Genomic DNA, 24,432 nt, shown 5'->3' on the forward strand with positions numbered 1-24,432 from the left:
GCCGGACGGATCTGCCGCGGCCGACCGTCAGCGCGGTCCCGACGCGACCGCTCCGGGGGACGGCGGGGGCGCCACCGGCGTGGGCATGACCGTCGACGGCGGGTACGTCGGCTGCGGCTGCACCTGCCTGACCGGGAACGCGGTGAACGTCTCGTCACTCAGCGTGCTGAGCGACGAGCGCCCGAGGCCGGCGTAGGAGAGCGTGTACAGCTTGCCGTCGGCCACGAGCGAGCGCACGATCTGCGCGCGCTGCTTGTTGCCGTCGGTGTGCGTCACGCGACCGGCCTCCGTCAGGCCGTCCGTCCGGTCGACGCGCAGGCCGACGGCACCCTCGAACGACGGCTGGCCGTAGTCGGTGATCGGGAGGACCGCGAGCTTCGTCGGGGCCCAGTAGAGGAACGCGTGCGGATCGAACTCCGCCGGCGAGCTGCCGCTGCCCAGGCGCTTCTGGGACAGCCGCTTCGGCTTCGTCGGGTCGGACACGTCGAACAGCGAGACCTGCGACCCGAGGACCCGGCCCTGCTCCGTCGCGTCCTGCCCGACGCCGAGCAGCAGGCCGTCGCTGACCGGGTGCAGGTAGGCCGAGTACCCGGCGATCTTCAGCTCGCCCTTGACCTTCGGCGCCGTGGCGTCCGACAGGTCGACGACGTAGAGCGGGTCGACCTGGCGGAAGGTCACGACGTACCCGGCGTCCCCGACGAAGCGGACGGCGTAGATCCGCTCGCCCTTGCCCAGGCCGCCGACGCGGCCGACCTGCTTCATCTTCACGCGGTTCACCGGGTCATCGGCCAGGACGGTGACCGAGCTGGAGCTCTCCTCCTCCTGCACCTCGCCGTCGGAGTCCTCGAACCACAGCGGCTCCTCGGTCGTCGCGACCCGCAGCCGGCCCTCGTGCTCGGACAACGCGTACTGATTCAGGACGAAGCCGCTGACCTGGCCGCTCGAGCGGTACGTGGTCGCGCCGTCCTTGGACGCGTCGAAGCGATGGATGAGCGTCGTGCTGCGCTCCGGGACCTCGTCCCCCTCCTCGAGCGACGGGTAGTACCGCTGGCTTGCGACGTAGATGCTGCCGGTCGACCCGTAGACCACCTGCGCCCCGGCCATGACCGCGTCGCGGTCGACCGAGTACAGCCCGCGGTCCAGGTCGATGGTCATGATCGTCAGCAGCCCGGTGCCGGCGAAGCTGCGCGGGTGGCGCACCTGGCCGCACTTGGTCAGCGGACGCTTGAAGGTCTTGCCGCTGAGGGAGCTCTTGAGGACCGTCCGCGGGATGTAGCGGCTGGTCCCGGTCGCGTCGATCGCCTGCTTGAGGCTCTCGCCGTCGTCCGCCGCGATCGGCTCGGGGGACGCGCCGATGATGATGCGGGCGGTGCCGCCGGTCAGGCGCGAGCCGACGAGGTCGCCGTCGACCGTCATCGTGCGGGCGACCTTCGGCGCCGTGCGGTCCTTGATGTCGACCTCGGTCAGGATGCTCTGGCCGCGGCCCGGCTGCGGCGGCGCGACCGACCCCACGGAGACCGGCGGGGCGACCGACGGCGCGACTGCAGCCTGGCGGTAGTAGCGGTAACGGCTCACGCTGGCGGTCACGAGCAGGCGCTCGCCGCGCAGCAGCAGGTGGTGGCCGAAGCCGCTCAGCGCGAGCGTGCCGACGACGACCGGCGTCCCCTGCGTGATGTCCACGATCCGCAGCGTGTTGTCGGTGACCGTGTAGACGTGGCGGCCATCGGTCTTGACGACGTCCGGCTCGTCGACCCCCTCTTCCTGGTTGTTGGTCGTCGAGAAGGTCGGCGACGCCTCCTTGGCGCCGCTGCCGGCGGTGGCCTGCGCGGCGGACGGCGCGGGCGCTGCGGTCGGGGCGATCGGCTGCGGCTGCGTGGTTGCGCCGGAGTCGCCGGCGGTGGTCGTCGTCGGCGCGAAGTACGTCGGGCTGCTGATCGACTCGGGGGTCTGGGTCGCCCGCAGCGGGACGCCCTCGCCGCCGCGCGCCCGCAGCGAACCGGCGTGGGCGTACGTCAGCAGCTCGCGGCAGGACGTGAAGGCGGGCAGCGTCGACACCGCGCGGGTGGTCGCCTTCTTCTTCTTGACCGCGGCGTCGGCCGTGGCGGTGCCGGCGAGCGCAGGGCCCGTCAGGGCGATCAGCGCCCCGCAGAGGATGGCGCCGCCGCGGCCACGCGCCGTCATCGCATGAACGTGCATCGGAGTGGTGTATCGCGTCGTCATACGAGGTGCAACGCCCGCGTGACCGATTCGTCACAGCTCGTGCGCGAACGGCGGCGCGCCAGGTGCCGGGCCCGATGGCAGGGCGTCATCGCGACCTCACCGGGCTGTCGCCGTCCCGTGCGGCGGACCCGAAAGGCGGGCGCGCCGACCGCACCGGGCGACCCAGGCCTTGCCCTGACGGCCGCTGGCGTCGATCCTGTGGGCCGATGACGGATCTTCACACCGACCTCTCCGACGCCGCGCCCGACGACGAGTACGGCTCCCACCCGCCGCGCCGCGGGGCGATGGACCCCTACATGTCGGAGACGTTCACGGCGGATCCGACCCCGTTCGTGGAGCGGCTGCCGACCCAGTCGCCGTTCCCGCCGATCGCCGACTACGGGTTCCTCAGCGACTGCCACACGGCGGCGCTGGTCGCGCCGGACGGCACGGTCGAGTGGCTCTGCCCGCCGCGTTTCGACGCCCCGAGCGTCTTCGCGGCGATCCTGGACCGCAGCGCGGGCGGGTTCCGCCTCGGCCCGTCCTCGATGGGCGTCCCCGCCGGCCGCCGCTACGAGCCCGGGACGAACATCCTGGAGACGACGTGGATGACGCCGACCGGGTGGCTGGTCGTCCGCGACGCCCTGGTCATCGGCCGCTGGCGCGAGCGGACCACCAACACCCCCACCGCCCACACCCGCCCGCCCACGGACTACGAGTCCCACCACGTCCTCGTGCGGACCATCACCTGCGTCCACGGCCAGGCCCAGATCGAGCTGCTCTGCGAGCCGATGTTCGACTACGGGCGGCTGCCGGCCAAGTGGGAGCACGTCGAGGACGACGCGATGTCCGTCGACGCGGTCGGCGAGGACGGGGCGCGGCTGCGCCTCATCAGCGACCTGCGCGTCGGGATCGAGGGCTCGGTCGCCCGCGCCCGCCACCGCCTCAAGACCGGGGAGACGCGGTACTGCGCGCTGTCGTGGTCCCGGCTGCTGGACGGGCCCCGGAGCGCCGACGAGGCACTTCGCGCGCTGCAGACCACCTCGGAGTACTGGCGCGGCTGGCTCGCGGACGGCAAGTTCCCCGACCACCGCTGGCGCGGGCACCTGCAGCGCAGCGCCCTGGTCCTGAAGGGCCTGACCTACGCGCCGACCGGTGCGATGGTCGCCGCGCCCACCACGTCCCTGCCCGAGACGCCGGGCGGCGAGCGCAACTGGGACTACCGCTTCACCTGGATGCGCGATGCGACGTTCACGCTCAGCGCGCTGAACTCGCTCGGGCTCAACTGGGAGGCGGACGACTTCATCCAGTTCGTCGCCGACGCGGACCGCAACGAGGACGGCTCGCTGCAGATCATGTACGGGATCGGCGGCGAACGGCAGCTCGAGGAGCGCGAGCTCACGCACCTCACCGGCTACGAGGGCGCGTCACCGGTCCGGGTCGGCAACGGCGCGTACGACCAGCGCCAGAACGACGTCTACGGCGCCGTGCTCGACTCGCTCTACCTGCACACGAAGGAGTACGGCCACAACTCCCAGCGGCTGTGGCCGGTGATCGAGGACCAGGTGCGCCGCGCGGTGGAGATGTGGCACCTGCCCGACCAGGGCATCTGGGAGGCCCGCGGCGAGGCGAAGCACTACACGTCCAGCAAGCTCATGTGCTGGGTCGCCCTGGACCGCGGCGCCCGGCTGGCCGCCCGGCGCGGGAAGATGGCGCTCGCCGACGAGTGGCGCGAGATCGCCAACGAGATCCACGCGGAGATCTGCGAGAAGGGCACCGACTCGCGCGGCGTGTTCACGCAGCACTACGACACGGACGCGCTCGACGCGTCCAACCTGCTGATCCCGCTGGTGCGCTTCCTCCCCCACGACGACCCGCGCGTCCGCGCGACGGTCATCGCGATCGCGGACGAGCTGTCCGACAACGGGCTCGTGCTGCGCTACCGCGTCGAGGAGACCGACGACGGCCTGTCCGGCGAGGAGGGCTCGTTCCTCATCTGCTCGTTCTGGCTCGTCAGCGCGCTGCTGGAGATCGGCGAGCGCAAGCGCGGGCGCCAGCTCTGCGAGCGGCTGCTGTCCCTCGGCTCCCCGCTCGAGCTCTACGCCGAGGAGCTCGACGCCGCCACGGGCCGGCACCTGGGCAACTTCCCGCAGGCGTTCACGCACCTGGCCCTCATCAACGCGGTCATGCACGTGATCCGCGACGAGCAGCAGGCGCCCCTCGCCTGAGGGCCGCGGCCGCGCGCACGGGCGCTATCTTCAGGACGAGCCCCGCCAGATGCACGACGCGGCGTTTCGTGAATGGTCACCACGGCACGCGTCGTCATCGCCATGATTCGCCCCCTGCCCCGTTGGGCAGGCACCCCCCATCGCCACCGTGTCGACCACACCCTCACTCCGCGGCTCCGTCGCAGCCGACGACGTCGCCCGGATGGCGGCCGACCTCGCCGCCACCCGCGCCCGGACGCTGAAGCTCGTGGCGCACCTGTCGACCGCCGACCTCGAGCGGCAGATCGATCCGATCCTGAGCCCGCTGGCGTGGGACCTCGGCCACATCGCCGCGTACGAGGACCTCTGGTGCGTGCACCGTCACGCCGGGCTCGACCTGCTCCACGGCGATCTCGCCGCGGTCTACGACGCCTTCGAGACCCCGCGGGCGGTCCGGGGCGACCTCGACATCCTCGGCCACGCGGCCAGCGTGCAGTACCTGGACGACGTCCGCGCGCGGACCCTGCGCGCGATGCAGACCCACGGGGTCGACCCGGTCATCCACGAGATGGTGCTCCAGCACGAGCTGCAGCACACCGAGACGATGCGCCAGGCGATGGAGGTCGCGGGCCTGCTCCCGGCCGGCGACGGCCTGCGGACCGAGCTGCCCCGAACGCTCGGTGGCGTGCACCACCCGACCGGCGGCTGGCTCGACCTCGACGCGGGCAGCTTCACCATGGGCGCCGGCCCGGACGTCTTCGCGTACGACAACGAGCGGCCGCAGCACCAGGTGCACGTCCCCGCGTTCCGCATCGCCCGGCGGCCGGTGACGAACGCGTCGTGGCTCACGTTCACCGAGGGCGGTGGCTACGTCCGCCGCGAGTGGTGGTCGGACGAGGGCTGGGCCTGGAAGGAGGACCAGGACATCAACGGGGACAGAGCGGTGGCGGACGTCGCCGCGGCGCCTCCGGGCGCCCCCGTCTGCCACATCTCCTGGTTCGAGGCCGATGCCTTCGCCCGCTCCGTCGGGGCCCGCCTCCCCACCGAGGCCGAATGGGAACGCGCCGCACGCCGAACCGCCGCCTCCGCCGGACCTGCAGCCCTCGACGGCGTCGGCCGCGTGTGGGAGTGGACGTCGACCGAGTTCGACGGCTACCCGGGCTTCGCGCCTCACCCGTACCGCGAGTACTCCGAGGTCTTCTTCCGGCAGGGCTACCGCGTCCTGCGCGGCGGCTCGTGGGCGGCCGACCCGCGCGTCACGACCCGCACGTTCCGCAACTGGGACCTGCCCCAGCGCAGCCAGATCTTCGCCGGAGTCCGCCTCGCCGCGGACCGGCCGGCTTCTCACCCGAACCCCGAATCCGGGAGCTGAGCAACGCCATGAAGCCCACCCTGTCCCCCGCACCGACCGTCCGGTCCTACCTGGACGAAGGCGCGGGCAGCTCCCTCGCCAACGATGTCCTGGACGGCCTCACGCGCCCGTTCAAGGAGCTCCCGCCGAAGCACTTCTACGACGCGGTCGGCGCCGACCTGTTCGACCGGATCTGCGAGCAGCCCGAGTACTACCCCACGCGCGCGGAGCGGGAGATCCTGCAGCTGCGCTCGGGCGACATCGCGCGGATCACGGGCGCCGCCGAGCTGGTCGAGCTCGGGTCGGGGACCGCCGCCAAGACCCGCGTGCTGCTCGACGCCCTGCGCGACGCGGGGACGCTGCGGCGCTACGTCCCGTTCGACGTGACCGAGGGCATGGTCCGCGACGTGGCCGCCGCGCTGCTGGACGAGTACCCGGGCCTCGAGGTCGAGGGCATCGTCGGCGACTTCGAGCGTCACCTGCAGCACGTCCCGCCGTCGGTCCCGGGTCGGCCACGGATCGTCGCGTTCCTCGGCGGCACGATCGGCAACTTCATCCCCGGCTCGCGGCGCGAGTTCCTGGCGTCGCTGGGCGAGCTGCTGTCGGACGGGGACCACCTGCTGCTGGGAACGGACCTCGTGAAGGACCCCGCCGTGCTCGAGGCCGCCTACGACGACGCCGCCGGCGTCACCGCGGCCTTCAACCGCAACGTCCTCCACGTCCTGAACCGCGAGCTGGACGCCGACTTCGAGCCGGACGCGTTCGACCACTTCGCGTTCTTCGACCGCGAGCACGAGTGGATCGAGATGCGGCTGCGCGCGCAGCGGCGCATGGTCGTCCCGATCCGCGGGCTGGGCATGGAGGTCGCCTTCGAGGCCCGCGAGGAGGTCCGCACGGAGATCAGCGCGAAGTTCACCCCCGAGCGCCTGGAGGCCGACCTGGCCGCGTCCGGGCTGGAGCTCGTCGAGATCCTGACCGACCCGCAGCAGCGTTTCGCGCTGAGCCTGTCCCGCCGCGCCTGACCGTCCCCCGCCGCCGCGGATAGGCTGGCGGCGATGGCTCAGGAACTCAGTGCCGCGGACCGGTCCTCGCTCAGCGCCGAGCAGGGGCCGATCACGATGGCGATCGGCGGCGTCATGGTCTTCGAGGGCGGCCGCGCGTTCCAGCAGGAGGTGCTGCTCGAGCGCGTCTCCTCGCGGCTGCACCTGATCCCGAAGTACCGCAAGCGGCTGCAGGCGCCGGCGCCCGGCGTCCTGAACCCCGTCTGGGTCGACGACCGCGGGTTCGACCTCAGCTACCACCTGCGGCGCGCCTCGCTGCCCGGTCCCGCGAGCGACGCCTCCCCCGCCGAGCAGCTGTCCGCCGTCATCGGCGCGGAGATGTCGCGGCGCCTGGACCGCACGCGGCCCCTGTGGGAGCTGACGGTCATCGACGGGCTGCCCGCCGGCCGCGTGGCGCTGCTGACGAAGATGCACCACGCCCTGGTCGACGGCATGGGCGCGGTCGACATCGGGACCGTGCTGCTGGACCCCACGCCGGAGCCGCTCGTCATCCCGCCGCCCGACCAGCCGTGGGCCCCGGAGGCGTACGACCGCAGGCGGCACCTCACCAAGCTCGGGCTCTCGCCCGCGATGCAGGCCGGCCGGATGGTGTTCGACTCGATCGACCGCGCGCGCAACCCGCGCGCACCGCTGAAGATGGCGAACGACCTGCTGAAGGCCACCGAGCTGGTGACCGAGCTGGCCCGCCAGCGGCCCGCGGCGCCGATGACGCCGCTGAACGAGGCGATCGGTCCCAACCGCCGCTATGCGCTGCATCGGGCCCGGCTCACCGACGTGAAGGGGGCCGCGAAGGCGGCCGGCGGCACGATCAACGACGCGATCCTGAGCGTGGTCGCCGGGACGCTGCGCCGCTACCTCGAGGATGCGGGCGTCGACGTGCGGTCGTCCCCGGTCGCCCTGATCCCGGTGTCCGTCCGCAAGCCCGGCGAGGAGGGCGGCAACCGGATCTCCACCGTGCTGATCGACCTGCCCGTGCACGAGGCCGACCCCGCCGAGCGGATCCGGATCATCAACGCGGCGATGCTTGAGATCAAGGACTCCGCGGCGGTTCGCGCCGGTGCGCTCGCGGTCGCCGCGAGCGGCTGGGCCCCGCCGCTGGTGTCGTCCGGGCTCGCGCGTGCGATGGGCGGCGTGCGGGCGTTCAACCTCGTGGTGAGCAACGTGCCCGGCCCGCAGACGACGTTCTTCATGAACGGGTCCAAGCTGCTCGAGGTGTACCCGTGCGTGCCGCTGAACCCCTCGAACCAGGGGCTCAACGTGGGCGTGATCTCCTACGACGGCGGGATGGGGTTCGGGCTGATGGCCGACCGCGACCTGGACCCGCCGCTGGCCGTCGCGGCAGCGCACCTGCGCACCGCGGTCGACGAGCTCACCGCCACCGTCGCCTGACGTACACTCGCGTTCATGAGACCACGGGGAGGCCTCATCGCGGCGGCGGCCGCGGTGCTCACGCTGGGCGCCGGACTCGCGGCGCCTAGGGCCGCGGTGGCGGCCACGCCGGCCGTGCCGTACCTCGACTGGCCGTCGCTCCTGCCCGCCCTCCCGTCGCCGTTCACCCCGAACCTCGAGCCCGACTGCGCGGACGGCTCGGATACCTGCATCGACCGCACGATCGTCGACATGCAGCGCCGCCTGGACACGGTCGTCCCGGTCTGCGACCACCGCGCGGTCTTCGCGCTCGCGTACCTGCGCGTGACCGAGGACGTGCGGGCCGGCCGCCGGGCCGGGATCTTCGCCGACCCCGCGTGGCTCAACCGCGAGGACGCGGTCTTCGCTCGGCTCTACACCGACGTCTACGACGCCTACGCGGCGGGGCAGCGGACCGGCGTCCCGATGGCGTGGCAGCTGGCGTTCGACAGCCAGCGGGGCCGTGAGCTCAGCGCGCTCGGGGACTTCCTGATGTCGATGAACGCGCACATCAACCGCGACATGCCGTTCGTGATCGCGGCGGTCGGGATCACGAGGCCGGACGGGCGGACGCGCAAGCCGGACCACGACGTCTACAACCGTCGTCTGGCGGCGCTGTACACGCCGGTGCTGAAGGAGGTCGCAGCGCGGTTCGACCCGACCGCGGACGACATCGAGGTCGGCCCGGTCGACGACCTGGCGGCCGCGGCGATCCTGCAGAGCTGGCGCGAGGGGGTCTGGCGCAACGCCGAGCGCCTGGTGAACGCGCCGAACGCCGCGGCACGTGCCGACGTGGCGGCGTCGATCGAGCTGCTTGCCACCACGATCGGCCGGACGCTCCGCGCGACGTTCAAGGGCGACGCCGGCTCGCGCGCTGCGTGGTGCGCCGCCCACGGCGGCCAGAACCCGGCTGCGGTGACCCCGGCCGGCAAGCCGTCGGCGGGCGATGCAGCTGCGAAGAAGGCAGCCGCTGAGCGGGCAGCGGCCGCGAAGAAGGCAGCAGCGCGGAAGGCGGCCGCACAGCGCAGGGCGGCCGCCGCTCGGCGTCGCGCCGCCGCGCGGCGTACGGCCGCCCCGGCGGCGAAGCGCAAGGCGCTCGCCAAGCGGAAGGCGCTGGCCAAGCGCCAGGCCGCGGCGCGTCCCCGTGGGTCCGCGCCGCAGCCGGCCGGCGGCTGAGCGCTACTTCAGCCGCTCGACGATCATCGCCTCGCCCTGGCCCTGCGCGACGCACATGGTCTCCAGGCCGATGGTGCCGTCGAGCGTCTCCAGGTCGTTCAGGAGCGTCGTCATGATGCGGACGCCCGTCATGCCGAACGGGTGGCCGAGGGCGATCGCGCCGCCGTGCGGGTTGAGCTTGGCGTAGTCGAAGCCCACCTCCTCGGCGATCGGGATGACCTGCGCGGCGAACGCCTCGTTGAGCTCGTAGACGTCGACGTCCCCGATGCTCATGCCGGCGCGGTCCAGCGCCTTCTTGATCGCCCCGATCGGCGCGACGCCCATGTACTCGGGCTCGTTGCCCCAGGTCGCCGCGGTGATGATGCGCGCCCGCGGCTTCAGCCCGAGCTCCTTCGCCTTGTCCGCGCTCATGATCAGCGACGCCGCAGCGCCGTCGTTCAGCGGGCAGGCGTTGCCGGCGGTGACGGTCCCGTCCTCTTTGAAGGCGGGCTTGAGGCCGGCGAGCTTCTCCATCGTCGTACCGGCGCGGGGGCCGTCGTCCTTGCTGACGACCGTGCCGTCGGCGAGCGTGACGGGGACGATCTCGCGGTCGAAGAAGCCGGCCGCCTGCGCGGCGACAGCGCGCTCCTGGGAGCTCACGGCGAACTCGTCCTGCTGCTCGCGCGTGACGCCGTACCTGGCGGCGACGTTCTCCGCCGTCATGCCCATGGCGATGTACGCATCCGGCTCACCGGGGTTCTTGCCCTGCAGGTGCTCGTTCTGGTCCTCGGGGTGCGCGGCCTCGGCCTGCGCGTTGTAGCGCGAGACGAACTCGACGCCGCCGGCGAGGTAGACGTCGCCCTGCCCGGCGACCACGTTGTTCGCGGCGATCCGGATGGCGTCCAGGCCCGACGCGCAGTAGCGGCTGATGGTGGACCCGTTGACGGTCTGCGGCAGCTTGTCGGACAGCAGCACCGCGATGCGCGCGATGTTGTTGGCCTGCAGGCCCTGCTGGGCTCCGCAGCCGGCGATGAGTTCCTCGATGGTCGACGGGTCGACCCCGGGGTTGCGCTCGAGCAGCTGGTCGACGACGAACGCGAGGGTCTCGTCGGGGCGCAGGCTGACCATCGAGCCCTTGAACGCGCGGCCGATCGGGGTACGGATCGCGTCGACGATCACGGCTTCAGGCATGGTGTTCCTTTCGATTGAGGACGCTCGGCGGTCTCACTCCACGAGCGGGTTTAGCCCCCGGCGGTCTCACTCCACGGGGCCCATCGCAGATAGTAGCGATTCACTACCCACCCCACCACTCGACCCTACCTGTCGTCCCCATCCGTCTGACGACCAATTTTGGTCGTCCCCACGGCCAAAACTGGTCGTCAGACCGCGGAGGGAGGCGACGAGCGGGGGCGGACAGGCCGACCGATGACCTAGTGACGGTATGGACCACGCGCGCATCCGCCACCACGCTTCGGACCAGGGGGGCATGTTCAGCCGCTGGCAACTGAGGGACGATGAGCTCACCCCCGGTGCGATGCGCTGGGCCATCCGCGGGCTGCGTCGTGAGTTCGCCGGCGTTTACCCATCGGGCTGGGGTTCGGTCACCCAGCTTCAGCGCTGGTGCGGCGCAACGCTGACCGCGCCGGAGACCTCACTGAACCTGGCGAGTGCAGCCGGCTTCTGGGACATGCGGCCCGACCCCGGGTTCTTCGTCACCGTCGTGCGTCCCGGAACCCGCGGCCCGAACCAGAGCAAGGGCCTTCTCGTCAGCTACTCGCAGACGCTGGCAGGCAACGTGGTGACAGTGGGGGCTCTGCGTGTCACGACCCCGGAGCGGACGTTGATCGACCTCTGGCCGCACCTGGCGGCCGACGAGCGCTCGCGGATGCTCCGCGAGACGCTGCGGCTGAAGCTGACGACCCCCGCGCGACTCCTCGCCGTCCTGCATGCCCACCGCCGGCGGCACGGCGTTGCCCAGTTGCGCAGCGAGCTGCTGCGCATCGCGGGTCTCCCGCTCGGCCGCTGCCGGTCGCCCGCCGAGGCGTTCGGCCTCGCGGTCCTCCAGGAGGCAGGGGTCGAGCTCCCGGTGGTGAACCGCCGGTTCGCCGGCGAGGAGGCTGACTTCACCTGGCCGGCGCACTGGCAGATCGTGGAGATCGACGGTCCGCAGTGGCACCGCTTCGCGGACGAGGACGCACGAAAGACCGCGGCCTGGGTGGCTGCCGGGTTCACCGTCGACCGCCTGCCGAGCCCGCTGCTGTTCGAGGACCCGTCGTCGCTGCTCCGGCTGGCGCCCGCTCCCCCGACCCCGACCTCCACCTCGACGTCGACCTCGACCTCGACGGTCTGACGACCAATTTTGGTCGTCCTGACGACCAGAATTGGTCGTCAGACGGGCGGGCGGGACGCGTGACGCGGGTGGCGCGCATAGGTGGCGCGGGCGGGACAGCGGACGGCGGACGGCGACGTTGGGCTAGAGGCCCAGGCCTTCCACGCCCAGCTCGTCGAAGCCCACGTGGTGCGCCAGCTCGTGGCGGACCGTCTGCGTCACCTGCTCACGCAGGAGCTCCGGGTCGTGTCCGAAGTCCCGGCGCAGGGTGTCGCGGTAGATGATGATGCGGTCCGGGTGGTCGTCGCGCGCGGCGCCGTCCCCGTGGTACAGGCCGTAGGCCCCCCGCTTCCGCCCGCCGTCGCTGATGATCACGGCGACGTTGTGGTTCGTGATCAGCGGCAGCAGCAGGTCCGGCAGCTCGTCGAGCGCGTCGGCGACCAGCTCCTCGAAGTCCGCGTCGTCGTAGGGATCGAGATCGAGGAACTCCGTCTCGTCCGGCTCGGCGAATGTGCCCTGCTTGGCCAGCAGCTCGGAGCGGCGGACGACGCGCTCGAACTCCTCCTCGCTCTCGGGCTCGGTCCAGCCCGCCAGGCGCAGACCGATGGCCATCATGCCGCCGCCGAGCGCCGCGCCCGCCACGACGACGAGCGCCAGCGTCTGCAGGATGCGGATCGGGCCGCTCGTGGACATCCCCTCCAGGACGACGATCGCGCTCAAGCCCAGGCTGAGCGCGATGGTGGCGGCGATGGCGATACGGCGGAGGGGCATGTGGTCGACCGGGTCGTGGTGTGCGGCGGGGCGCCGCAGTCGGCGCGGCGTCGCAGGAGGCGAGACCCAGGCTACTGCGTCATCTGACGGGCGATGACCACGCGCTGGATCTCGTTCGTGCCCTCGTAGATCTGCGTGATCTTGGCGTCGCGCATCATGCGCTCCACGGGGTAATCGTTGACGTAGCCGTAACCGCCGAGGATCTGGATCGCCTCGAGCGTCACCTTCATCGCGTTGTCCGACGCGAACAGCTTGGCCATCGACGTGTACTTCGGCAGCTCCGGCGGACGCTGCGGCAGGTCGCACATCGCGCATGCCTTGTACAGCAGCTCACGCGCGGCAGCGGTCCCGGTCTCCATGTCGGCGAGCTTGAACTGCAGCCCCTGCAGCTGGTTGATCGGCTTGCCGAACGCCAGGCGCTCCTTCGCGTACTGGTTGGCGTAGTCCGTCGCGCCCTGCGCGATCCCGACGGCCTGCGCGGCGGCGCCGAGGCGCGTGCGCTCGAGCGTGGACAGGGCGACCGAGAGGCCCTTGCCCTCCACGCCGATGATGTTCTCGTGCGGGACGCGGACGTCCTCCATCACGGGCGACCCGGTCGGGGAGCCCTTGATGCCGAGCTTGTGCTCGTAGTTGCCGATCGAGAAGCCCTCGCGGTCGGCCTCCACGAGGAACGCGGTGATGCGGTTCTTCTCGCGGTCGGTCTTCGCGAAGACGCAGTAGAAGTCGGCCTCGCCGGCGTTCGTGATCCAGTTCTTCGTCCCGTTGATGACCCACTCGTCACCGTCGCGGACCGCGGTGGTGCGCATCGCGGCCGGGTCCGAGCCGGCCTCGGGCTCGGACAGCGCGAACGCCGGCGAGCACTCGCCGGACGCCAGGCGCGGGAACCACTTGGCCTTCATCTCGTCGCTGCCGTGCAGCGTGATCGGCAGCGAGCCGAGCTCCTGGATCATCAGGATCAGGGCCGAGGACGCGCACGCCTTGGCGATCTCCTCGACCGCCATCTGCAGCATCAGCGTGCCGGTGCCCATGCCGCCGTACTCCTCGGAGAACGGCAGGCCGAGGATGTCCTGCTCGGCCAGCAGCTTGCGGATGTCCTGCGGGTAGGCCGCGTCGCGATCGATGTCGGCGGCACGCGGAGCGATCTGCTCCGTCGCGATCTGGCGGACCAGATCGCGGAAGTCCAGCATCTCCTGCGGGATCGAGTACAGGTCGGGCGCGGTCGTCTCCATGGCCTTGATGCTACCCAGCCCCGCCGGGCCGCGAATACGGGCTTTCCGCCAGGAACGACGGGCTCAGGTGTAGCGGACCGACAGAGAGACTGCCGATAGCAGGAAATCAGAAGGTGAAACGCCCGATGATCGACGACCTCCATCATCGGGGGGCAGGCCATCGGGCGCCCTACTTCGTGGTGGATGCCGCGGCGCGGCCTGCCCTAGGCGATGCTGCCCCGCCCGGGGCTGCCCGGGTCGGGCGGCGTCGGGGACGACGGCACCAGCCGGTCGAGCCGGTACCAGTCGGTGATGTGGCCGTCGACGACGCGGATGGCACTGCGCGCCTCGCCGCCGGCACCGCCCATGCAGTCGCCGCCGGCCCGCTCGGTCAGCACGAAGTCCACGATCGTGAAGCCCTTTCCGCCCTGCTGCAGCTTCGTCGCGCGCGCGCCGCACGGGAACGCCTCGTTGAAGATGACGCGGTCCCCGGCCTTGCGGAGCGTCAGGACGCTCGTCCCGTTCTGCACGCGCGCCGGCAGCGCGAAGAAGCGTGCCGCCCGCTCGATGTCGCCCTTGCTGAGGGCGCCGAGCCACTTCTTGATGACGCGAGCGCTCACCGCGTCCGTCGTACGGCCGTTCGGCCGCTGAGGGACAGCGCGCGGCACCTGGTAGGCCTCTGGAACCTGCGGACGGGCCGGCACCGAGGGGACCGACGGGCTCGACGGCGTCGGCGACGACGACGTGATCGTGGGCACCGCCGCCGTGTCGTCCCCGCCGTCGTCGCCGCAGCCGGACAGGGCCACGAGGCCGACGGTGGAGGCGATCAGCACGAGCGGGGCCAGGCGGCGCATCTCCTCACTATCGCAGCCACGTACCCCGCCGCTGGGCCAGCCCGTAGCCTCCGGCCATGACCTGGGAGCCGGAACTGGAAGAGCTGGCGCGCCGCCGCGCGTTCGCCCGCGAGTTGGGCGGCGCCGACCGCGTGGAGCGCCAGCACGCGACCGGCCGGCTCACCGTCCGCGAGCGGATCGACGCGCTCCTGGACGACGGGACCTGGCGCGAGACCGGCGAGCTGGCCGGCGTCGGGCACTACGCCGCCGACGGGACGCTGGACGGCGTGACCCCGGCCAACATGGTCACGGGGCAGGGCGCGGTCGACGGCCGTACGGTCGTCGTCCAGGGCGACGACTTCACCGTCCGCGGCGGTGCGGCGGACGCGGCCATCTGGCAGAAGATGGTCTGGGCCGAGCGCGCTGCGCATGACCTGCGCCAGCCCCTGGTCCGGCTGGTCGACGGCACGGGCGGTGGCGGCAGCGTGAAGACGCTCACCTCGATGGGCTACAGCTACGTCCCACCGCTGCCCGGCGCCGACCTGGCCATCGACAACCTCGCGCGGGTCCCGGTCGTCGCCGCCGCGCTGGGTCCGTGTGCGGGCCTCGGTGCCGCCCGTGTCGTCCTGAGCCACTTCAGCGTCATCGTCGACGGGCTGGCCCAGCTGTTCGTCGCCGGCCCGCCGGTCGTCGCCTGGGCCATGAACGAGACGCCGGACAAGGAGGAGCTCGGCGGGGCGAAGGCGCAGACGCGCGCCGGGGCGATCGACAACCTCGCCAAGACCGAGGAGGACGCGTTCGCGCAGCTGCGGCGCTTCCTGTCCTACCTCCCCACGTCGGTCTTCGAGGCGCCGCCGATCACGGCCACCACGGACAGCGCCGACCGGCGCGAGGACGAGCTGCTGGGCATCGTCCCCCGCGACGAGCGCAAGACCTACAAGATGCGCCGGGTCCTCGAGCTCGTGTTCGACACCGGCAGCGTCTTCGAGCTCGGCGCGCGCCACGGGCGCTCGACGATCACGGCGCTCGCCCGCCTGGACGGCCGCCCCGTCGGCGTCCTGGCGAGCGACCCGAACCACTACGGCGGCGGGCTCACGGCCGAGGCGTCCGAGAAGCTCGCGCGCTTCGTCGACCTCTGCGACACGTTCCGGCTGCCGGTCGTGAACCTGGTCGACCAGCCCGGGTTCGTCGTCGGCACCGCCAGCGAGCGCAGCGGCACCATGCGGCGCGGGGCACGCGCCCTGTGCGCGGTGCGGCAGGCGCAGGTCCCGTGGTGCTCGATCCTCGTGCGCAAGTGCTACGGCATCGCCGGCGCCGGCCACGGGGACGGGGCCAAGCTCAACCTGCGCTACGCGTGGCCGAGCGGCAACTGGGGCTCGCTGCCGATCAGCGGCGGCCTGGAGGCGGCGTTCAAGCGGGACCTCGCCGACGCCGAGGACCCGGCCGCCCTGCGCGCGCAGATCGCGGCCGAGCTGCAGGCGGTGATGTCCCCGTTCCGCACCGCCGAGCGCTTCAGCATCGAGCACATCATCGATCCGCGCGACACGCGTGCCCGCCTCTGCGAGTGGGCCCGGCAGGCCCACGTCATCGTCGCCCAGGACGTGACGGCCTCGCCGGGACCGCACGCCCGCGGATACCGGCCGTAGGGGCACGCCGCAGTCCGTACCATTGCCGACATGACATCCGTGTTCCCGCCGTCGGACGGCCTCGAGGTCAGCCCCGAGCAGACCCAGCAGGCCCTCGCCGACGGCACGGCCATCGTCGTCGACGTCCGCGAGCAGGACGAGCGGGACGCCGGCTACATCGAGGGCAGCCGCCACATCCCGCTGCAGTCGCTGTCCAGCGAGGCCGCGACGCTGCCGAAGGACACGACGATCGTGTTCCAGTGCCGCGTCGGCGGGCGTTCGGGAATGGCCGCGCAGGCGCTGCGCGCATCCGGGTACGCCGACGCCTGGTCGATGGCCGGCGGCCTGCTGCAGTGGGACGCCGAGGGGCGCCCGCTCGCCCCCGACGGCGGCGTCGTCGCCGACCACTGACGGCCGCTCCCGCCGACCGTCCCGCCACCGGACCTCCGTCCGCTGCCACGGCTGATCCTCCGTGCCGGCCTCGCCCTCGTGCTGGTCGCGGTCCTCGTGGGCGTCGCGCTGCCTGCGGCGTTCCCGAGCGAGCAGGTCGACGTGTCGCTCGTGACCGCCGACGAGTCGTTCCTGGCGCCCGGCGTGCACCGCGGCTTCAACGTGACCGCCTACACGCCGCTGGGGTTCTCGGGGCCGGGCGCGACGCAGGCGCTGCAGGCGCTCGCCGCGACGGGGTCGACGCACGCGGCGTTCGTCCCCACGTGGTACCAGCCGACCATCGCGAGCAACGAGATGGCGCCCGATGCGGACAAGACGGTCAGCGACGCGAGCCTCGTCGCCGGGCTGCAGGCGGCACGCGCCGCAGGACTCCAGGTCGTGGTCAAGCCGCATGTGGACGTCGCGGACGGCACGTTCCGCGGCCTGATCCGCCCCGCGGACTACGACGTCTGGTTCGCCGCCTACCGCGAGATGCTGCTGCGCTACGCCCGGATCGCGCAGACCGCCGGCGCCGAGCTGTTCGTCATCGGGGACGAGCTGACCGGGGTCCAGGGCGACACCGTCCGCTGGCCCCCCCTGATCGCCGCCGTCCGGGAGGTGTTCAAGGGCAAGCTCACGTACGCCGCCAACTGGGACCCGGGCTACAAGGCGGTGCCGTTCTGGAAGCTGCTCGACTACGTCGGCATCGACGAGTACCACCCACTCGTCACGGGCACCGACACGCCGACCGCCAAGCAGCTGCAGGCGGCCTGGGCGCCGCTGGTCGATGAGCTGCGTGCGGCGCACGAGGAGACCGGCAAGCCGCTGCTGCTGACCGAGCTGGGCTATCCCTCGCGACGGGGCTCGACCGCGGCTCCCGCCGGCGAGGACTTCGGGCGACCGGTGGACGCGCGCGGTCAGGCCCGGGCCTACACCGCTGCCTACCGCGCGCTGCGCGGCCTGCCTTACGTGGCCGGGATCTACTGGTGGGAGTGGCCCACCGATGCGCGCGACCACGAGGCCGACGGCGGCGCCGGGAACTACACCCCGCGAGGCAAGTCCGCCGAGCGCGTCCTCCGCGACTTCTCGGGTTGAGTCCGGCGGGGGCGCGACAGCCGTCCGGTCGGGACTGCGTCAGAGCTTGGTGACGGCGACCGCCTTCGGCCCCTTGTCGCCCTGCTCCTCCTCGTACGACACGCGCGCGCCCTCAGCGAGCGAGCGGTAGCCGTCCGCGATGATCCCCGAGTGATGGACGAACAGGTCGCGGGAGCCTTCGTCAGGCGTGATGAACCCGAACCCCTTGTCATCACTGAACCACTTCACGGTGCCGGTCGGCATGTCTGGCAATCCTCCGAAAAATCAGCTTGCGCGCGCTGCGGCAGTCATCCAAGGCCCCGCAGCGAACGATGAACACCGCGGACGCTACCAGTGCCTACCCCACGATTCCTAGCCTCAGGGCGTCACATTTGCCCGTAGGGTAGGGCGATGCCGAAGCCGATCGTCGCCGTCGTGACCGGGGCCTCCAGCGGGCTCGGGGAGGCCACCGCCCGCCTGCTCGTGGCCAAGCACGGTGCCCGCGTGGTCCTCGTCGCCCGCCGGGAGGATCGCCTCGCGGCGCTGGCCGCGGAGCTCCCGGGCGCCACCTACGTCGCCTGCGACCTCACCGACCCGCGGGCGGCGGGCGCCGTGCGCGCCCACGTCGCCCAGCATCACGACGGTCGCCTGGACCTGCTCGTCAACAACGCCGGCGCTGCGTGGCGCGCGACGTTCGCCGAGGGCGGCTTCGCGAACGTCCAGCGGACGATGGCGCTGAACTTCGACGCCGTCCTGCGGCTGACCGAGGCCCTGCTGCCGTTGCTGCGGCAGTCGGCGCCGAGCGCGATCGTGAACGTCTCGTCGACCGCGGCACGGGTCACGCGCGCCGGCTCGGCGGCCTACAGCGCCTCCAAAGCGGCCCTGTCGGCATGGTCGGACGGCCTGCACCTGGAGGAGAAGGAGCACGGCGTGCACGTCGGGCTCGTGCTGCCGGGCTTCATCCAGACCGAGGGCTTCCCCGCGACCGAGCTGCTCGAGAGCGCCGCCACCCGCTGGCTGGTGTCCTCCCCCGAGCACGGTGCGGCCGCGATCGTGAGCGCTGGCCTGGACCGGCGTGCCGAACGCTACGTTCCGCGGCCGTATGCGCTGGCCGCGATCCTCAAGATCGCGCTCCCCGCCGTTGCGCGGTTCGTGCTCAGCGGCGGCCCGGCGAAGGCGATGACGACTCGCACAGGCGCGGATGCCGCCGACGCGCGCGCCGCGTCGGCCGGCGCCGCCACCGACTGAACGCCTGCAAACGGCTATGTCTCACCCTGTACTCGAGGGTGAGACATGGTCCGCAGGCCGCCTACTTCGCCGCGGGGACCTCGATCTCGCGCTTGAGGATCTTCCCCGTCGGACCCTTCGGCAGCTCGTCGACGAACCACACCAGCCGCGGGTACTTGTAGGCCGCGACCTGGTCCTTGACGAAGCCCTGGAGCTCCTCCTCGGTCGCCTCGGCGCCGTCCTTCAGGGCGACCGCCGCGCCGACCTCCTCGCCGAGGTCCGGGTGCGGCATGGCGACGACCGCAGCCTCGCGGACGGCAGGGTGCTCGTAGAGGACCTCCTCGATCTCGCGCGGGTAGACGTTGTACCCGCCGCGGATGATGAGGTCCTTCTTGCGGTCGACGATGAAGAAGTAGCCGTCCTCGTCGATCTTTGCCATGTCGCCGGTGAGGAACCAGCCGTCCTTCATCGTCTCGGCCGTCGCGTCCGGCCGGCCCCAGTAGCCCTTCATGACGTTGTGGCCCTTGATGGCGATCTCGCCGACCTCACCGGCGGCCACCGGCTCGCCGCCGTCGTCGACCACGCGCATCTCGACGCCCTCGATCGGGGTCCCGATCGATCCGGCCTTGCGCTCCTTGTCGGGGTGGTTGAAGGACGCGACGGGGGACGTCTCGCTCAGGCCGTAGCCCTCGAGGATCTTGCAGTTGAACTGCTCTTCGAAGCCCTTCATCAGCTCGACCGGCATCGACGCACCGCCCGACGCGCAGACCTTCAGCGTCGACGTGTCGAACGACCCGGCGTCCGGGTGGTTGAGCATCGCGCCGTACATCGTCGGGACGCCCTCGAAGACGTTGACCTTGTCGCGCTGGATGATCTCCAGGGCCTTGCCCGGCTCGAAGCGCGGGATCAGGGTCAGGACGCCGCCGCCGGCCATCGTGGCGTTCAGGCCGCAGGTCTGCCCGAAGGAGTGGAACAGCGGCAGTGCGCCGAGGACGACCGCGTCGCTGCCGACGCCGAACAGGCCGACCGCCGCCAGCGCGTTGCGGCGCATGTTGTCGTGGGTCAGCTCGGCGCCCTTGGGGGTCCCGGTGGTGCCGGACGTGTAGAGGATCACCGCGGTGTCGTCGCCGGCGCGCTCGACCGGGGTCGCCGCCTCGGCCGGGAACGACGCGACCAGCTCACGGAAGCCCGCGGGGTCGACGACGATGCACTCGGCGCCGGCCTCCTCCGCCCCGGTCTGCGCGGCCTCGGCGAAGTCGGCCCACGCGAAGACCGCCTTGGCCCCCGGGTCCTTGAGGTAGAACGCGGTCTCGCGCCCCTTCAGCAGCACGTTCATCGGGACGACGACGCCGCCAGCGCGCAGGATGCCGTAGTAGGCGATCGCGAAGTGCGGGACGTTGGGCAGCATCACGCCGACGCGATCGCCGGGCCCGATGCCCTTTGCCGAGAGCATCCCGGCGACGTGCTGCGTCGCGACGTCGAGCTCCGCGTACGTCATGACGAAGTCGTCCAGCTGCAGCGCCGGATGGTCCGGGTCGCGCGCAGCGGAGTCGACGAGGAACGTGGCCAGCGAGTCGCTCATTGGAACCGACCCTACCCCAGCTGGTCGGTCACCTCACCCGCAGTCCGCTGCTCGCGCTCGCGGCGCGCGCGGCGCGTGTCGGCCGACGCAGCGCTGTCGACCGCGAGCAGCATCAGGACCTTGCGGGCGAGGCCGAGCGCCCCGATGAAGTCCACCCGGCCGTCTGCCAGCCGGGCGAGCGCCGCACGGCCCCGTCGGGACGTCGGCTTCGGCAGGCCGCCGGCGAGCGGCGACGCGATCAGGGCGTTGACGTCGCCGAGACGGCCGACGATCTCCAGGTCGTGCGCGCGGTCTTCGAGGTCCCGGGCGTCCTCGACGTGGATCTCGTCCCCGCGGAAGTCGATCCGCACCGCGGAGTAGTCGTCCGCGAAGCGCAGCACGACGCTGCCGCGGAGCTCCGCGGCCAGCGCCGGGCGCAGCAGCGCGCCGTGCCGGACCAGGACGTAGACGCTGGCGGCGATCGACTCGTCGGCAAGCACGCCCAGGTGGACGGCCGGCGGCAGCAGGACCTCTTCAGGCGCGGACATCCGCCAGATGCTGGCCGATCGCCGGCTCGCGTCGTGTGAGCCGGCGCACACGACCTGCCACCATGCCCGGGCGATGGACGACGCGCTGCACCCCACCCCGAACGTCGCGATCCCGCTCACCGAGGTCGCGCTCCGGACCACCCGTTCCTCGGGACCCGGTGGCCAGCACGCGAACGTCACCGACTCCCGCGTCGAGGCCAGCTTCGACGTCGCGGCGTCGGGCGCGCTGAGCGACGCCCAGAAGGCACGGGTCGTCGCGCGGGTCGGGCCCGTGGTGCGAGCGGTCGCCCAGGACGCGCGCTCGCAGCTGCGCAACCGGGAGCTGGCGCTGGAGCGGCTGGAGGGAAAACTGCGGCAGGCGCTGCACGTCGACCGTCCCCGCCGCGCCACGAAGCCGTCGCGCGGGGCGAAGCAGCGCCGCCTGGACGCCAAGAAGCAGCTCGGCCAGCGCAAGGCGGGCCGGCAGCGCCCGCGCTTCGACGACTGACGGACGCGCCGTAGTCTCCGCCGCATGCGCCTGAGCCTGCGGCCCGACAGCGTTCCGGAGGCGGTCGGCCTGGCCACGGGGCTCGTCCCGGAGCCGATCTTCGACAGCTACGTCGCGCTCATGCAGGCGCGGACGCTGATGGTGGCCTGGAAGGTCGGCGTGTTCGACGCGCTGGCGGACGGCCCCGCGGGCGTCGGCGAGCTCGCGCGGCGCCTGGACGTGACCGCCGACGGCCTCGGCGTCGTCCTCCCCGCGCTGCACGCGCTCGGCTACCTCGCGGCGGACGGCGACCGGTTCCGCCTGTCCGCGAAGGGCCGGCGGACGCTCACCGCCGGCGGGCGGAGCGCGGTCACCGACTGGATGGCCTTCACCCACGACATGTGGGACGCGTTCGACGGGCTGGAGGCGGTGCTGCGCGGCGGGCCGATCCAGCAGATCCACGCCTTCGACGCCGAGGACCCGTACTGGGGGCGGTACATGCGCGGGCTGCTGCAGATCTCCCGGGTCAGCGCGGCCGACGTCGCCCGCGCGATCGGGGCGCCGCGCCGCGCGCGCACGCTCCTGGACGTCGCCGGCGGGCACGGCGGGTACTCGATGGCGCTGTGCCGCCGCCACCGCCGGCTGCGCGCGACCATCGTCGAGCTCGAGGGAGCGGCGCGGATCGGACGGACGATCGTGGCCGAGGCCGGCTTTGCGAACCGGGTCGAGCACGTGGTCGCCGACCTCCACGCTGATGACCTGCCGCGCCCGGTCGCCGGCTACGACATCGCCCTGGCGGCGAACATCCTGCACCACCTGTCCCGCGCCGAGGCGGTCGCGCTGCTGCGCCGGGTCCGGACCGCCATGGCGCCGGGCGGGCGGGTGGCGGTCTTCGAGCAGGAGCGCCCGGCCGACGGTGAAGCGGGCACCCAGATCGGCACGCTCACCGGCGTGCTGTTCCACATCACGAGCGGCGCCCGGACGTGCACCGCCGGCGAGCTCACGGGCATGCTCGTCGACGCCGGCCTGCACGAGGTCCGGGTGAAGCGACTCGTCCGCGCGCCGGGACAGGTCCTGGTCCTGGGCCGCGCCTGACCACGCCCGACGCAGCCGCGGCGTGTGGTCAGAAGTGCCGTCGATGTGACCCTTGCGCAACACGCCCGGTGGCCGGCGGCGTTACGGTCGTCGGTCATGTCCCGGCCGATCACCGTCCGCACCCTGGTCCAGGGCGAGCAGCCGCCCGAGCAGACCGCCGCCACGCTCATCGCGTTCCTCGGGGTGGCCACCCGCTCGCTGGACCTGGCGCTCTACGACGTCCGCCTGCCGGGCGCCGTGGGTGACGCGGTCGCCGGTGCGCTCCGGGCCGCGAAGGACCGCGGCGTCGTCGTCCGCATCGCCTACAACGGCGACGACGAGCCCCCGACGCGGCGCTTCCCGCCGCCCCCGTCGACCGCCCCCGCGATCCTCGAGCAGCTGGGCCTGCCGCTGAAGGCGATCCCGGGGGAGCCCGACCTCATGCACCACAAGTACGTCGTCCGCGACCGGGAGGCGGTGTGGACGGGGTCGACGAACTGGACGCTCGACTCCTGGACGCTGCAGGAGAACGCGATCGTGACCATCCAGTCCGGCCAGGTCGCCGAGGCGTTCGGCCGCAACTTCGACGAGCTGTGGGCGAGCGAGCGCGTGCAGGGCTCAGGGGCGTTCGACGTCCCGCCGGTCGACGTCGGCGGTGCTGCGGTGCGTGCGTGGTTCTGCCCCGGCCGCGGCGAGGCGCTGAGCCACCGGATCGCGAAGGCGATCGGGAGTGCGCGCACGCGGGTGCGGATCGCGTCACCCGTCCTGACCGCCGGCCCGATCCTGGGGACGCTCGCCGAGGTCGTCGCCGAGGAGCGCGTCGACATCGCCGGCGTCTGCGACGCCACGCAGATCCTGCAGGTGTTCCAGCAGTGGCGGCAGAACCCCGCGTCCGCCTGGAAGGCGCCGCTGCTCGAGCGCGTGCTGGCGGGCGCGCACTTCACCGGCAAGCCGTCGGCGCCGTACGGGCGCGGGTCGGTCCACGACTACATGCACGCCAAGGTGACCGTCGCCGACGACACGGCGTTCATCGGGTCCTTCAACCTCAGCCGCTCCGGGGAACTGAACGCCGAGAACGTGGTCGAGATCCGCGACGCGGCCATCGCGACGCAGCTGGCGACCTTCGTCGACGCGCTCCGGGCGCGCTACCCCTCGCCGGTGCTCGTCCCCCACTGAAGCCCCATCGCGCGCTCGCAGATGGCGACGACCTCCTCCGCGTCGTCGGTGACGTGGAGCAGCTCGAGGTCCTTGGCGGCGATCAGCCCACGGGTCAGGAGCTGGTCGCGGATCCAGTCGAAGAGCCCGCTCCAGTAGGCGCTGTCGACGAAGATCACGGGGAAGTGGGCGACCTTGCCGGTCTGGATCAGGGTCAGGGACTCGAACAGCTCGTCGAGCGTCCCGAAACCGCCCGGGAAAACGACGAACGCACCCGCGTACCGGACGAACATGATCTTCCGCGTGAAGAAGTAGTGGAACAGCAGCGCGTCGTCCTGGTACGGATTGCCGCCCTGCTCGAACGGCAGCTCGATGTTGAGGCCGATCGACCGCGCGCCCGCCTCCTGGGCGCCGCGGTTGCCGGCCTCCATGATGCCGGGCCCACCGCCGGTGATGACGCTGAAGCCGGACTCGCCGAGGCGCCGGGCGACCTCGCGCGCGTGCTCGTAGATCGGATCGCCCGCAGGGATCCGGGCCGAGCCGAAGATCGAGACCGCGCGGGTGGTGCCGCGCAGGCGGTCGAAGCCCATCGTGATCTCGGCGGCCATGCGCTCCACGCGCTGGTCGTCGGTGTACTGCCCCTCGACGGTCGGCAGCTCGGCGGCGAGCAGCTCCTCGTCGGGGGTGCGGGCCCTGTGGGCGATGGGGTCGTGCGGGCGCTCCGTCATCTCAGGCGAGGCTACCGCCCGGAA

The 24,432-nt window shown here is 72.3% G+C and carries 22 protein-coding genes; 13 read left to right on the top strand and 9 right to left on the bottom strand.

The features are described 5' to 3' along the window. Positions 1–27: 27 nt before the first annotated feature. Positions 28–2,196 (bottom strand): beta-propeller domain-containing protein, encoded by a 2,169-nt coding sequence (locus tag DSM112329_RS20350; RefSeq protein ID WP_354698389.1) that lies wholly within the window; start codon positions 2,194–2,196, stop codon positions 28–30. Between the two features lie 320 nt (positions 2,197–2,516). Between DSM112329_RS20350 and DSM112329_RS20355 the strand changes: the two genes are divergently transcribed. From DSM112329_RS20355 to DSM112329_RS20375, 5 genes are all read left to right on the top strand, one after another. Then, positions 2,517–4,427: a glycoside hydrolase family 15 protein gene (locus tag DSM112329_RS20355; RefSeq protein WP_354702507.1), complete on the top strand. Its 1,911-nt coding sequence runs from the start codon at positions 2,517–2,519 to the stop codon at positions 4,425–4,427. 148 nt (positions 4,428–4,575) lie between these two features. Next, on the top strand, positions 4,576–5,778 hold the full coding sequence (locus tag DSM112329_RS20360; RefSeq protein WP_354698390.1) for an SUMF1/EgtB/PvdO family nonheme iron enzyme: 1,203 nt from the start codon (positions 4,576–4,578) through the stop codon (positions 5,776–5,778). Between the two features lie 8 nt (positions 5,779–5,786). Next, positions 5,787–6,779: an L-histidine N(alpha)-methyltransferase gene (gene egtD, locus DSM112329_RS20365; RefSeq protein ID WP_354698391.1), complete on the top strand. Its 993-nt coding sequence runs from the start codon at positions 5,787–5,789 to the stop codon at positions 6,777–6,779. A 33-nt stretch (positions 6,780–6,812) separates the two neighbouring features. Next, positions 6,813–8,207, top strand: coding sequence for a wax ester/triacylglycerol synthase family O-acyltransferase (locus DSM112329_RS20370; protein ID WP_354698392.1), 1,395 nt, complete (start codon positions 6,813–6,815; stop codon positions 8,205–8,207). Between the two features lie 15 nt (positions 8,208–8,222). Next, complete coding sequence (locus DSM112329_RS20375; RefSeq protein WP_354698393.1) at positions 8,223–9,401, top strand: DUF5995 family protein; 1,179 nt, start codon at positions 8,223–8,225, stop codon at positions 9,399–9,401. Positions 9,402–9,404: 3 nt separating this feature from the next. Here DSM112329_RS20375 and DSM112329_RS20380 read toward each other — a convergent pair whose 3' ends face one another. After that, positions 9,405–10,571 (bottom strand): acetyl-CoA C-acyltransferase, encoded by a 1,167-nt coding sequence (locus DSM112329_RS20380; protein WP_354698394.1) that lies wholly within the window; start codon positions 10,569–10,571, stop codon positions 9,405–9,407. 250 nt (positions 10,572–10,821) lie between these two features. Between DSM112329_RS20380 and DSM112329_RS20385 the strand changes: the two genes are divergently transcribed. Next, positions 10,822–11,730: a hypothetical protein gene (locus tag DSM112329_RS20385; protein ID WP_354698395.1), complete on the top strand. Its 909-nt coding sequence runs from the start codon at positions 10,822–10,824 to the stop codon at positions 11,728–11,730. Between the two features lie 123 nt (positions 11,731–11,853). Here DSM112329_RS20385 and DSM112329_RS20390 read toward each other — a convergent pair whose 3' ends face one another. The 3 genes from DSM112329_RS20390 to DSM112329_RS20400 all read right to left on the bottom strand — a co-directional run bounded on the left by DSM112329_RS20390 (position 11,854) and on the right by DSM112329_RS20400 (position 14,542). Next, positions 11,854–12,480 (bottom strand): metallopeptidase family protein, encoded by a 627-nt coding sequence (locus DSM112329_RS20390; protein ID WP_354698396.1) that lies wholly within the window; start codon positions 12,478–12,480, stop codon positions 11,854–11,856. A gap of 71 nt (positions 12,481–12,551) precedes the next feature. Beyond that, a complete protein-coding gene (locus tag DSM112329_RS20395) occupies positions 12,552–13,709 on the bottom strand; it encodes an acyl-CoA dehydrogenase family protein (protein WP_354698397.1) in 1,158 nt (385 codons plus the stop codon). Positions 13,710–13,912: 203 nt separating this feature from the next. Continuing rightward, positions 13,913–14,542, bottom strand: a complete 630-nt coding sequence (locus DSM112329_RS20400; RefSeq protein ID WP_354698398.1) for a hypothetical protein — start codon at positions 14,540–14,542, stop codon at positions 13,913–13,915. Between the two features lie 56 nt (positions 14,543–14,598). Between DSM112329_RS20400 and DSM112329_RS20405 the strand changes: the two genes are divergently transcribed. From DSM112329_RS20405 to DSM112329_RS20415, 3 genes are all read left to right on the top strand, one after another. Further along, positions 14,599–16,167 carry a carboxyl transferase domain-containing protein gene (locus tag DSM112329_RS20405; protein ID WP_354698399.1) on the top strand — a complete coding sequence of 523 codons (1,569 nt, stop codon included), beginning with the start codon at positions 14,599–14,601 and terminating at the stop codon, positions 16,165–16,167. A gap of 30 nt (positions 16,168–16,197) precedes the next feature. Continuing rightward, the gene (locus tag DSM112329_RS20410; RefSeq protein ID WP_354698400.1) at positions 16,198–16,557 is read left to right on the top strand and encodes a rhodanese-like domain-containing protein; all 360 of its coding nucleotides are present in this window, start codon (positions 16,198–16,200) and stop codon (positions 16,555–16,557) included. A 78-nt stretch (positions 16,558–16,635) separates the two neighbouring features. After that, entirely contained in the window at positions 16,636–17,670 is a 1,035-nt protein-coding gene (locus DSM112329_RS20415; RefSeq protein ID WP_354698401.1) for a hypothetical protein, read from the top strand. A gap of 39 nt (positions 17,671–17,709) precedes the next feature. On the opposite strand, the gene DSM112329_RS20420 is transcribed toward DSM112329_RS20415, so the two are convergent. Beyond that, complete coding sequence (locus tag DSM112329_RS20420; RefSeq protein ID WP_254573073.1) at positions 17,710–17,913, bottom strand: cold shock domain-containing protein; 204 nt, start codon at positions 17,911–17,913, stop codon at positions 17,710–17,712. Positions 17,914–18,060: 147 nt separating this feature from the next. On the opposite strand from DSM112329_RS20420, the gene DSM112329_RS20425 reads away from it, so the two are divergent. After that, the gene (locus tag DSM112329_RS20425; protein ID WP_354698402.1) at positions 18,061–18,897 is read left to right on the top strand and encodes an SDR family NAD(P)-dependent oxidoreductase; all 837 of its coding nucleotides are present in this window, start codon (positions 18,061–18,063) and stop codon (positions 18,895–18,897) included. A gap of 61 nt (positions 18,898–18,958) precedes the next feature. On the opposite strand, the gene DSM112329_RS20430 is transcribed toward DSM112329_RS20425, so the two are convergent. Continuing rightward, positions 18,959–20,458 carry a long-chain fatty acid--CoA ligase gene (locus DSM112329_RS20430; RefSeq protein ID WP_354698403.1) on the bottom strand — a complete coding sequence of 500 codons (1,500 nt, stop codon included), beginning with the start codon at positions 20,456–20,458 and terminating at the stop codon, positions 18,959–18,961. An 11-nt stretch (positions 20,459–20,469) separates the two neighbouring features. Then, positions 20,470–20,985: a hypothetical protein gene (locus DSM112329_RS20435; RefSeq protein WP_354698404.1), complete on the bottom strand. Its 516-nt coding sequence runs from the start codon at positions 20,983–20,985 to the stop codon at positions 20,470–20,472. 7 nt (positions 20,986–20,992) lie between these two features. Here DSM112329_RS20435 and arfB point away from each other — a divergent pair, with 7 nt between their 5' ends. The 3 genes from arfB (at position 20,993) to DSM112329_RS20450 (ending at position 23,701) form a co-directional block, all read left to right on the top strand. Beyond that, positions 20,993–21,472, top strand: a complete 480-nt coding sequence (gene arfB, locus DSM112329_RS20440) for an alternative ribosome rescue aminoacyl-tRNA hydrolase ArfB (protein WP_354698405.1) — start codon at positions 20,993–20,995, stop codon at positions 21,470–21,472. 24 nt (positions 21,473–21,496) lie between these two features. Continuing rightward, positions 21,497–22,546 (top strand): class I SAM-dependent methyltransferase, encoded by a 1,050-nt coding sequence (locus DSM112329_RS20445; protein ID WP_354698406.1) that lies wholly within the window; start codon positions 21,497–21,499, stop codon positions 22,544–22,546. Between the two features lie 96 nt (positions 22,547–22,642). Then, positions 22,643–23,701, top strand: coding sequence for a phosphatidylserine/phosphatidylglycerophosphate/cardiolipin synthase family protein (locus DSM112329_RS20450; RefSeq protein ID WP_354698407.1), 1,059 nt, complete (start codon positions 22,643–22,645; stop codon positions 23,699–23,701). Here DSM112329_RS20450 and DSM112329_RS20455 read toward each other — a convergent pair. Further along, positions 23,671–24,408: a TIGR00730 family Rossman fold protein gene (locus DSM112329_RS20455; RefSeq protein ID WP_354698408.1), complete on the bottom strand. Its 738-nt coding sequence runs from the start codon at positions 24,406–24,408 to the stop codon at positions 23,671–23,673. The genes DSM112329_RS20450 and DSM112329_RS20455 overlap by 31 nt on opposite strands. Positions 24,409–24,432 lie beyond the last annotated feature (24 nt).

The sequence above is a fragment of the Paraconexibacter sp. AEG42_29 genome (assembly GCF_040581415.1).
GTDB lineage: Bacteria > Actinomycetota > Thermoleophilia > Solirubrobacterales > Solirubrobacteraceae > Paraconexibacter.

Coding starts and splice junctions, on each gene's coding strand:
- DSM112329_RS20350 (WP_354698389.1), bottom strand. CDS start 2,196: ATGCACGTTCATGCGATGACGGCGCGTGGCCGCGGCGGCGCCATCCTC.
- DSM112329_RS20355 (WP_354702507.1), top strand. CDS start 2,517: ATGTCGGAGACGTTCACGGCGGATCCGACCCCGTTCGTGGAGCGGCTG.
- egtD (WP_354698391.1), top strand. CDS start 5,787: ATGAAGCCCACCCTGTCCCCCGCACCGACCGTCCGGTCCTACCTGGAC.
- DSM112329_RS20370 (WP_354698392.1), top strand. CDS start 6,813: ATGGCTCAGGAACTCAGTGCCGCGGACCGGTCCTCGCTCAGCGCCGAG.
- DSM112329_RS20375 (WP_354698393.1), top strand. CDS start 8,223: ATGAGACCACGGGGAGGCCTCATCGCGGCGGCGGCCGCGGTGCTCACG.
- DSM112329_RS20380 (WP_354698394.1), bottom strand. CDS start 10,571: ATGCCTGAAGCCGTGATCGTCGACGCGATCCGTACCCCGATCGGCCGC.
- DSM112329_RS20385 (WP_354698395.1), top strand. CDS start 10,822: ATGGACCACGCGCGCATCCGCCACCACGCTTCGGACCAGGGGGGCATG.
- DSM112329_RS20390 (WP_354698396.1), bottom strand. CDS start 12,480: ATGCCCCTCCGCCGTATCGCCATCGCCGCCACCATCGCGCTCAGCCTG.
- DSM112329_RS20395 (WP_354698397.1), bottom strand. CDS start 13,709: ATGGAGACGACCGCGCCCGACCTGTACTCGATCCCGCAGGAGATGCTG.
- DSM112329_RS20400 (WP_354698398.1), bottom strand. CDS start 14,542: ATGCGCCGCCTGGCCCCGCTCGTGCTGATCGCCTCCACCGTCGGCCTC.
- DSM112329_RS20405 (WP_354698399.1), top strand. CDS start 14,599: ATGACCTGGGAGCCGGAACTGGAAGAGCTGGCGCGCCGCCGCGCGTTC.
- DSM112329_RS20410 (WP_354698400.1), top strand. CDS start 16,198: ATGACATCCGTGTTCCCGCCGTCGGACGGCCTCGAGGTCAGCCCCGAG.
- DSM112329_RS20420 (WP_254573073.1), bottom strand. CDS start 17,913: ATGCCGACCGGCACCGTGAAGTGGTTCAGTGATGACAAGGGGTTCGGG.
- DSM112329_RS20425 (WP_354698402.1), top strand. CDS start 18,061: ATGCCGAAGCCGATCGTCGCCGTCGTGACCGGGGCCTCCAGCGGGCTC.
- DSM112329_RS20430 (WP_354698403.1), bottom strand. CDS start 20,458: ATGAGCGACTCGCTGGCCACGTTCCTCGTCGACTCCGCTGCGCGCGAC.
- DSM112329_RS20435 (WP_354698404.1), bottom strand. CDS start 20,985: ATGTCCGCGCCTGAAGAGGTCCTGCTGCCGCCGGCCGTCCACCTGGGC.
- arfB (WP_354698405.1), top strand. CDS start 20,993: ATGCTGGCCGATCGCCGGCTCGCGTCGTGTGAGCCGGCGCACACGACC.
- DSM112329_RS20445 (WP_354698406.1), top strand. CDS start 21,497: ATGCGCCTGAGCCTGCGGCCCGACAGCGTTCCGGAGGCGGTCGGCCTG.
- DSM112329_RS20450 (WP_354698407.1), top strand. CDS start 22,643: ATGTCCCGGCCGATCACCGTCCGCACCCTGGTCCAGGGCGAGCAGCCG.
- DSM112329_RS20455 (WP_354698408.1), bottom strand. CDS start 24,408: ATGACGGAGCGCCCGCACGACCCCATCGCCCACAGGGCCCGCACCCCC.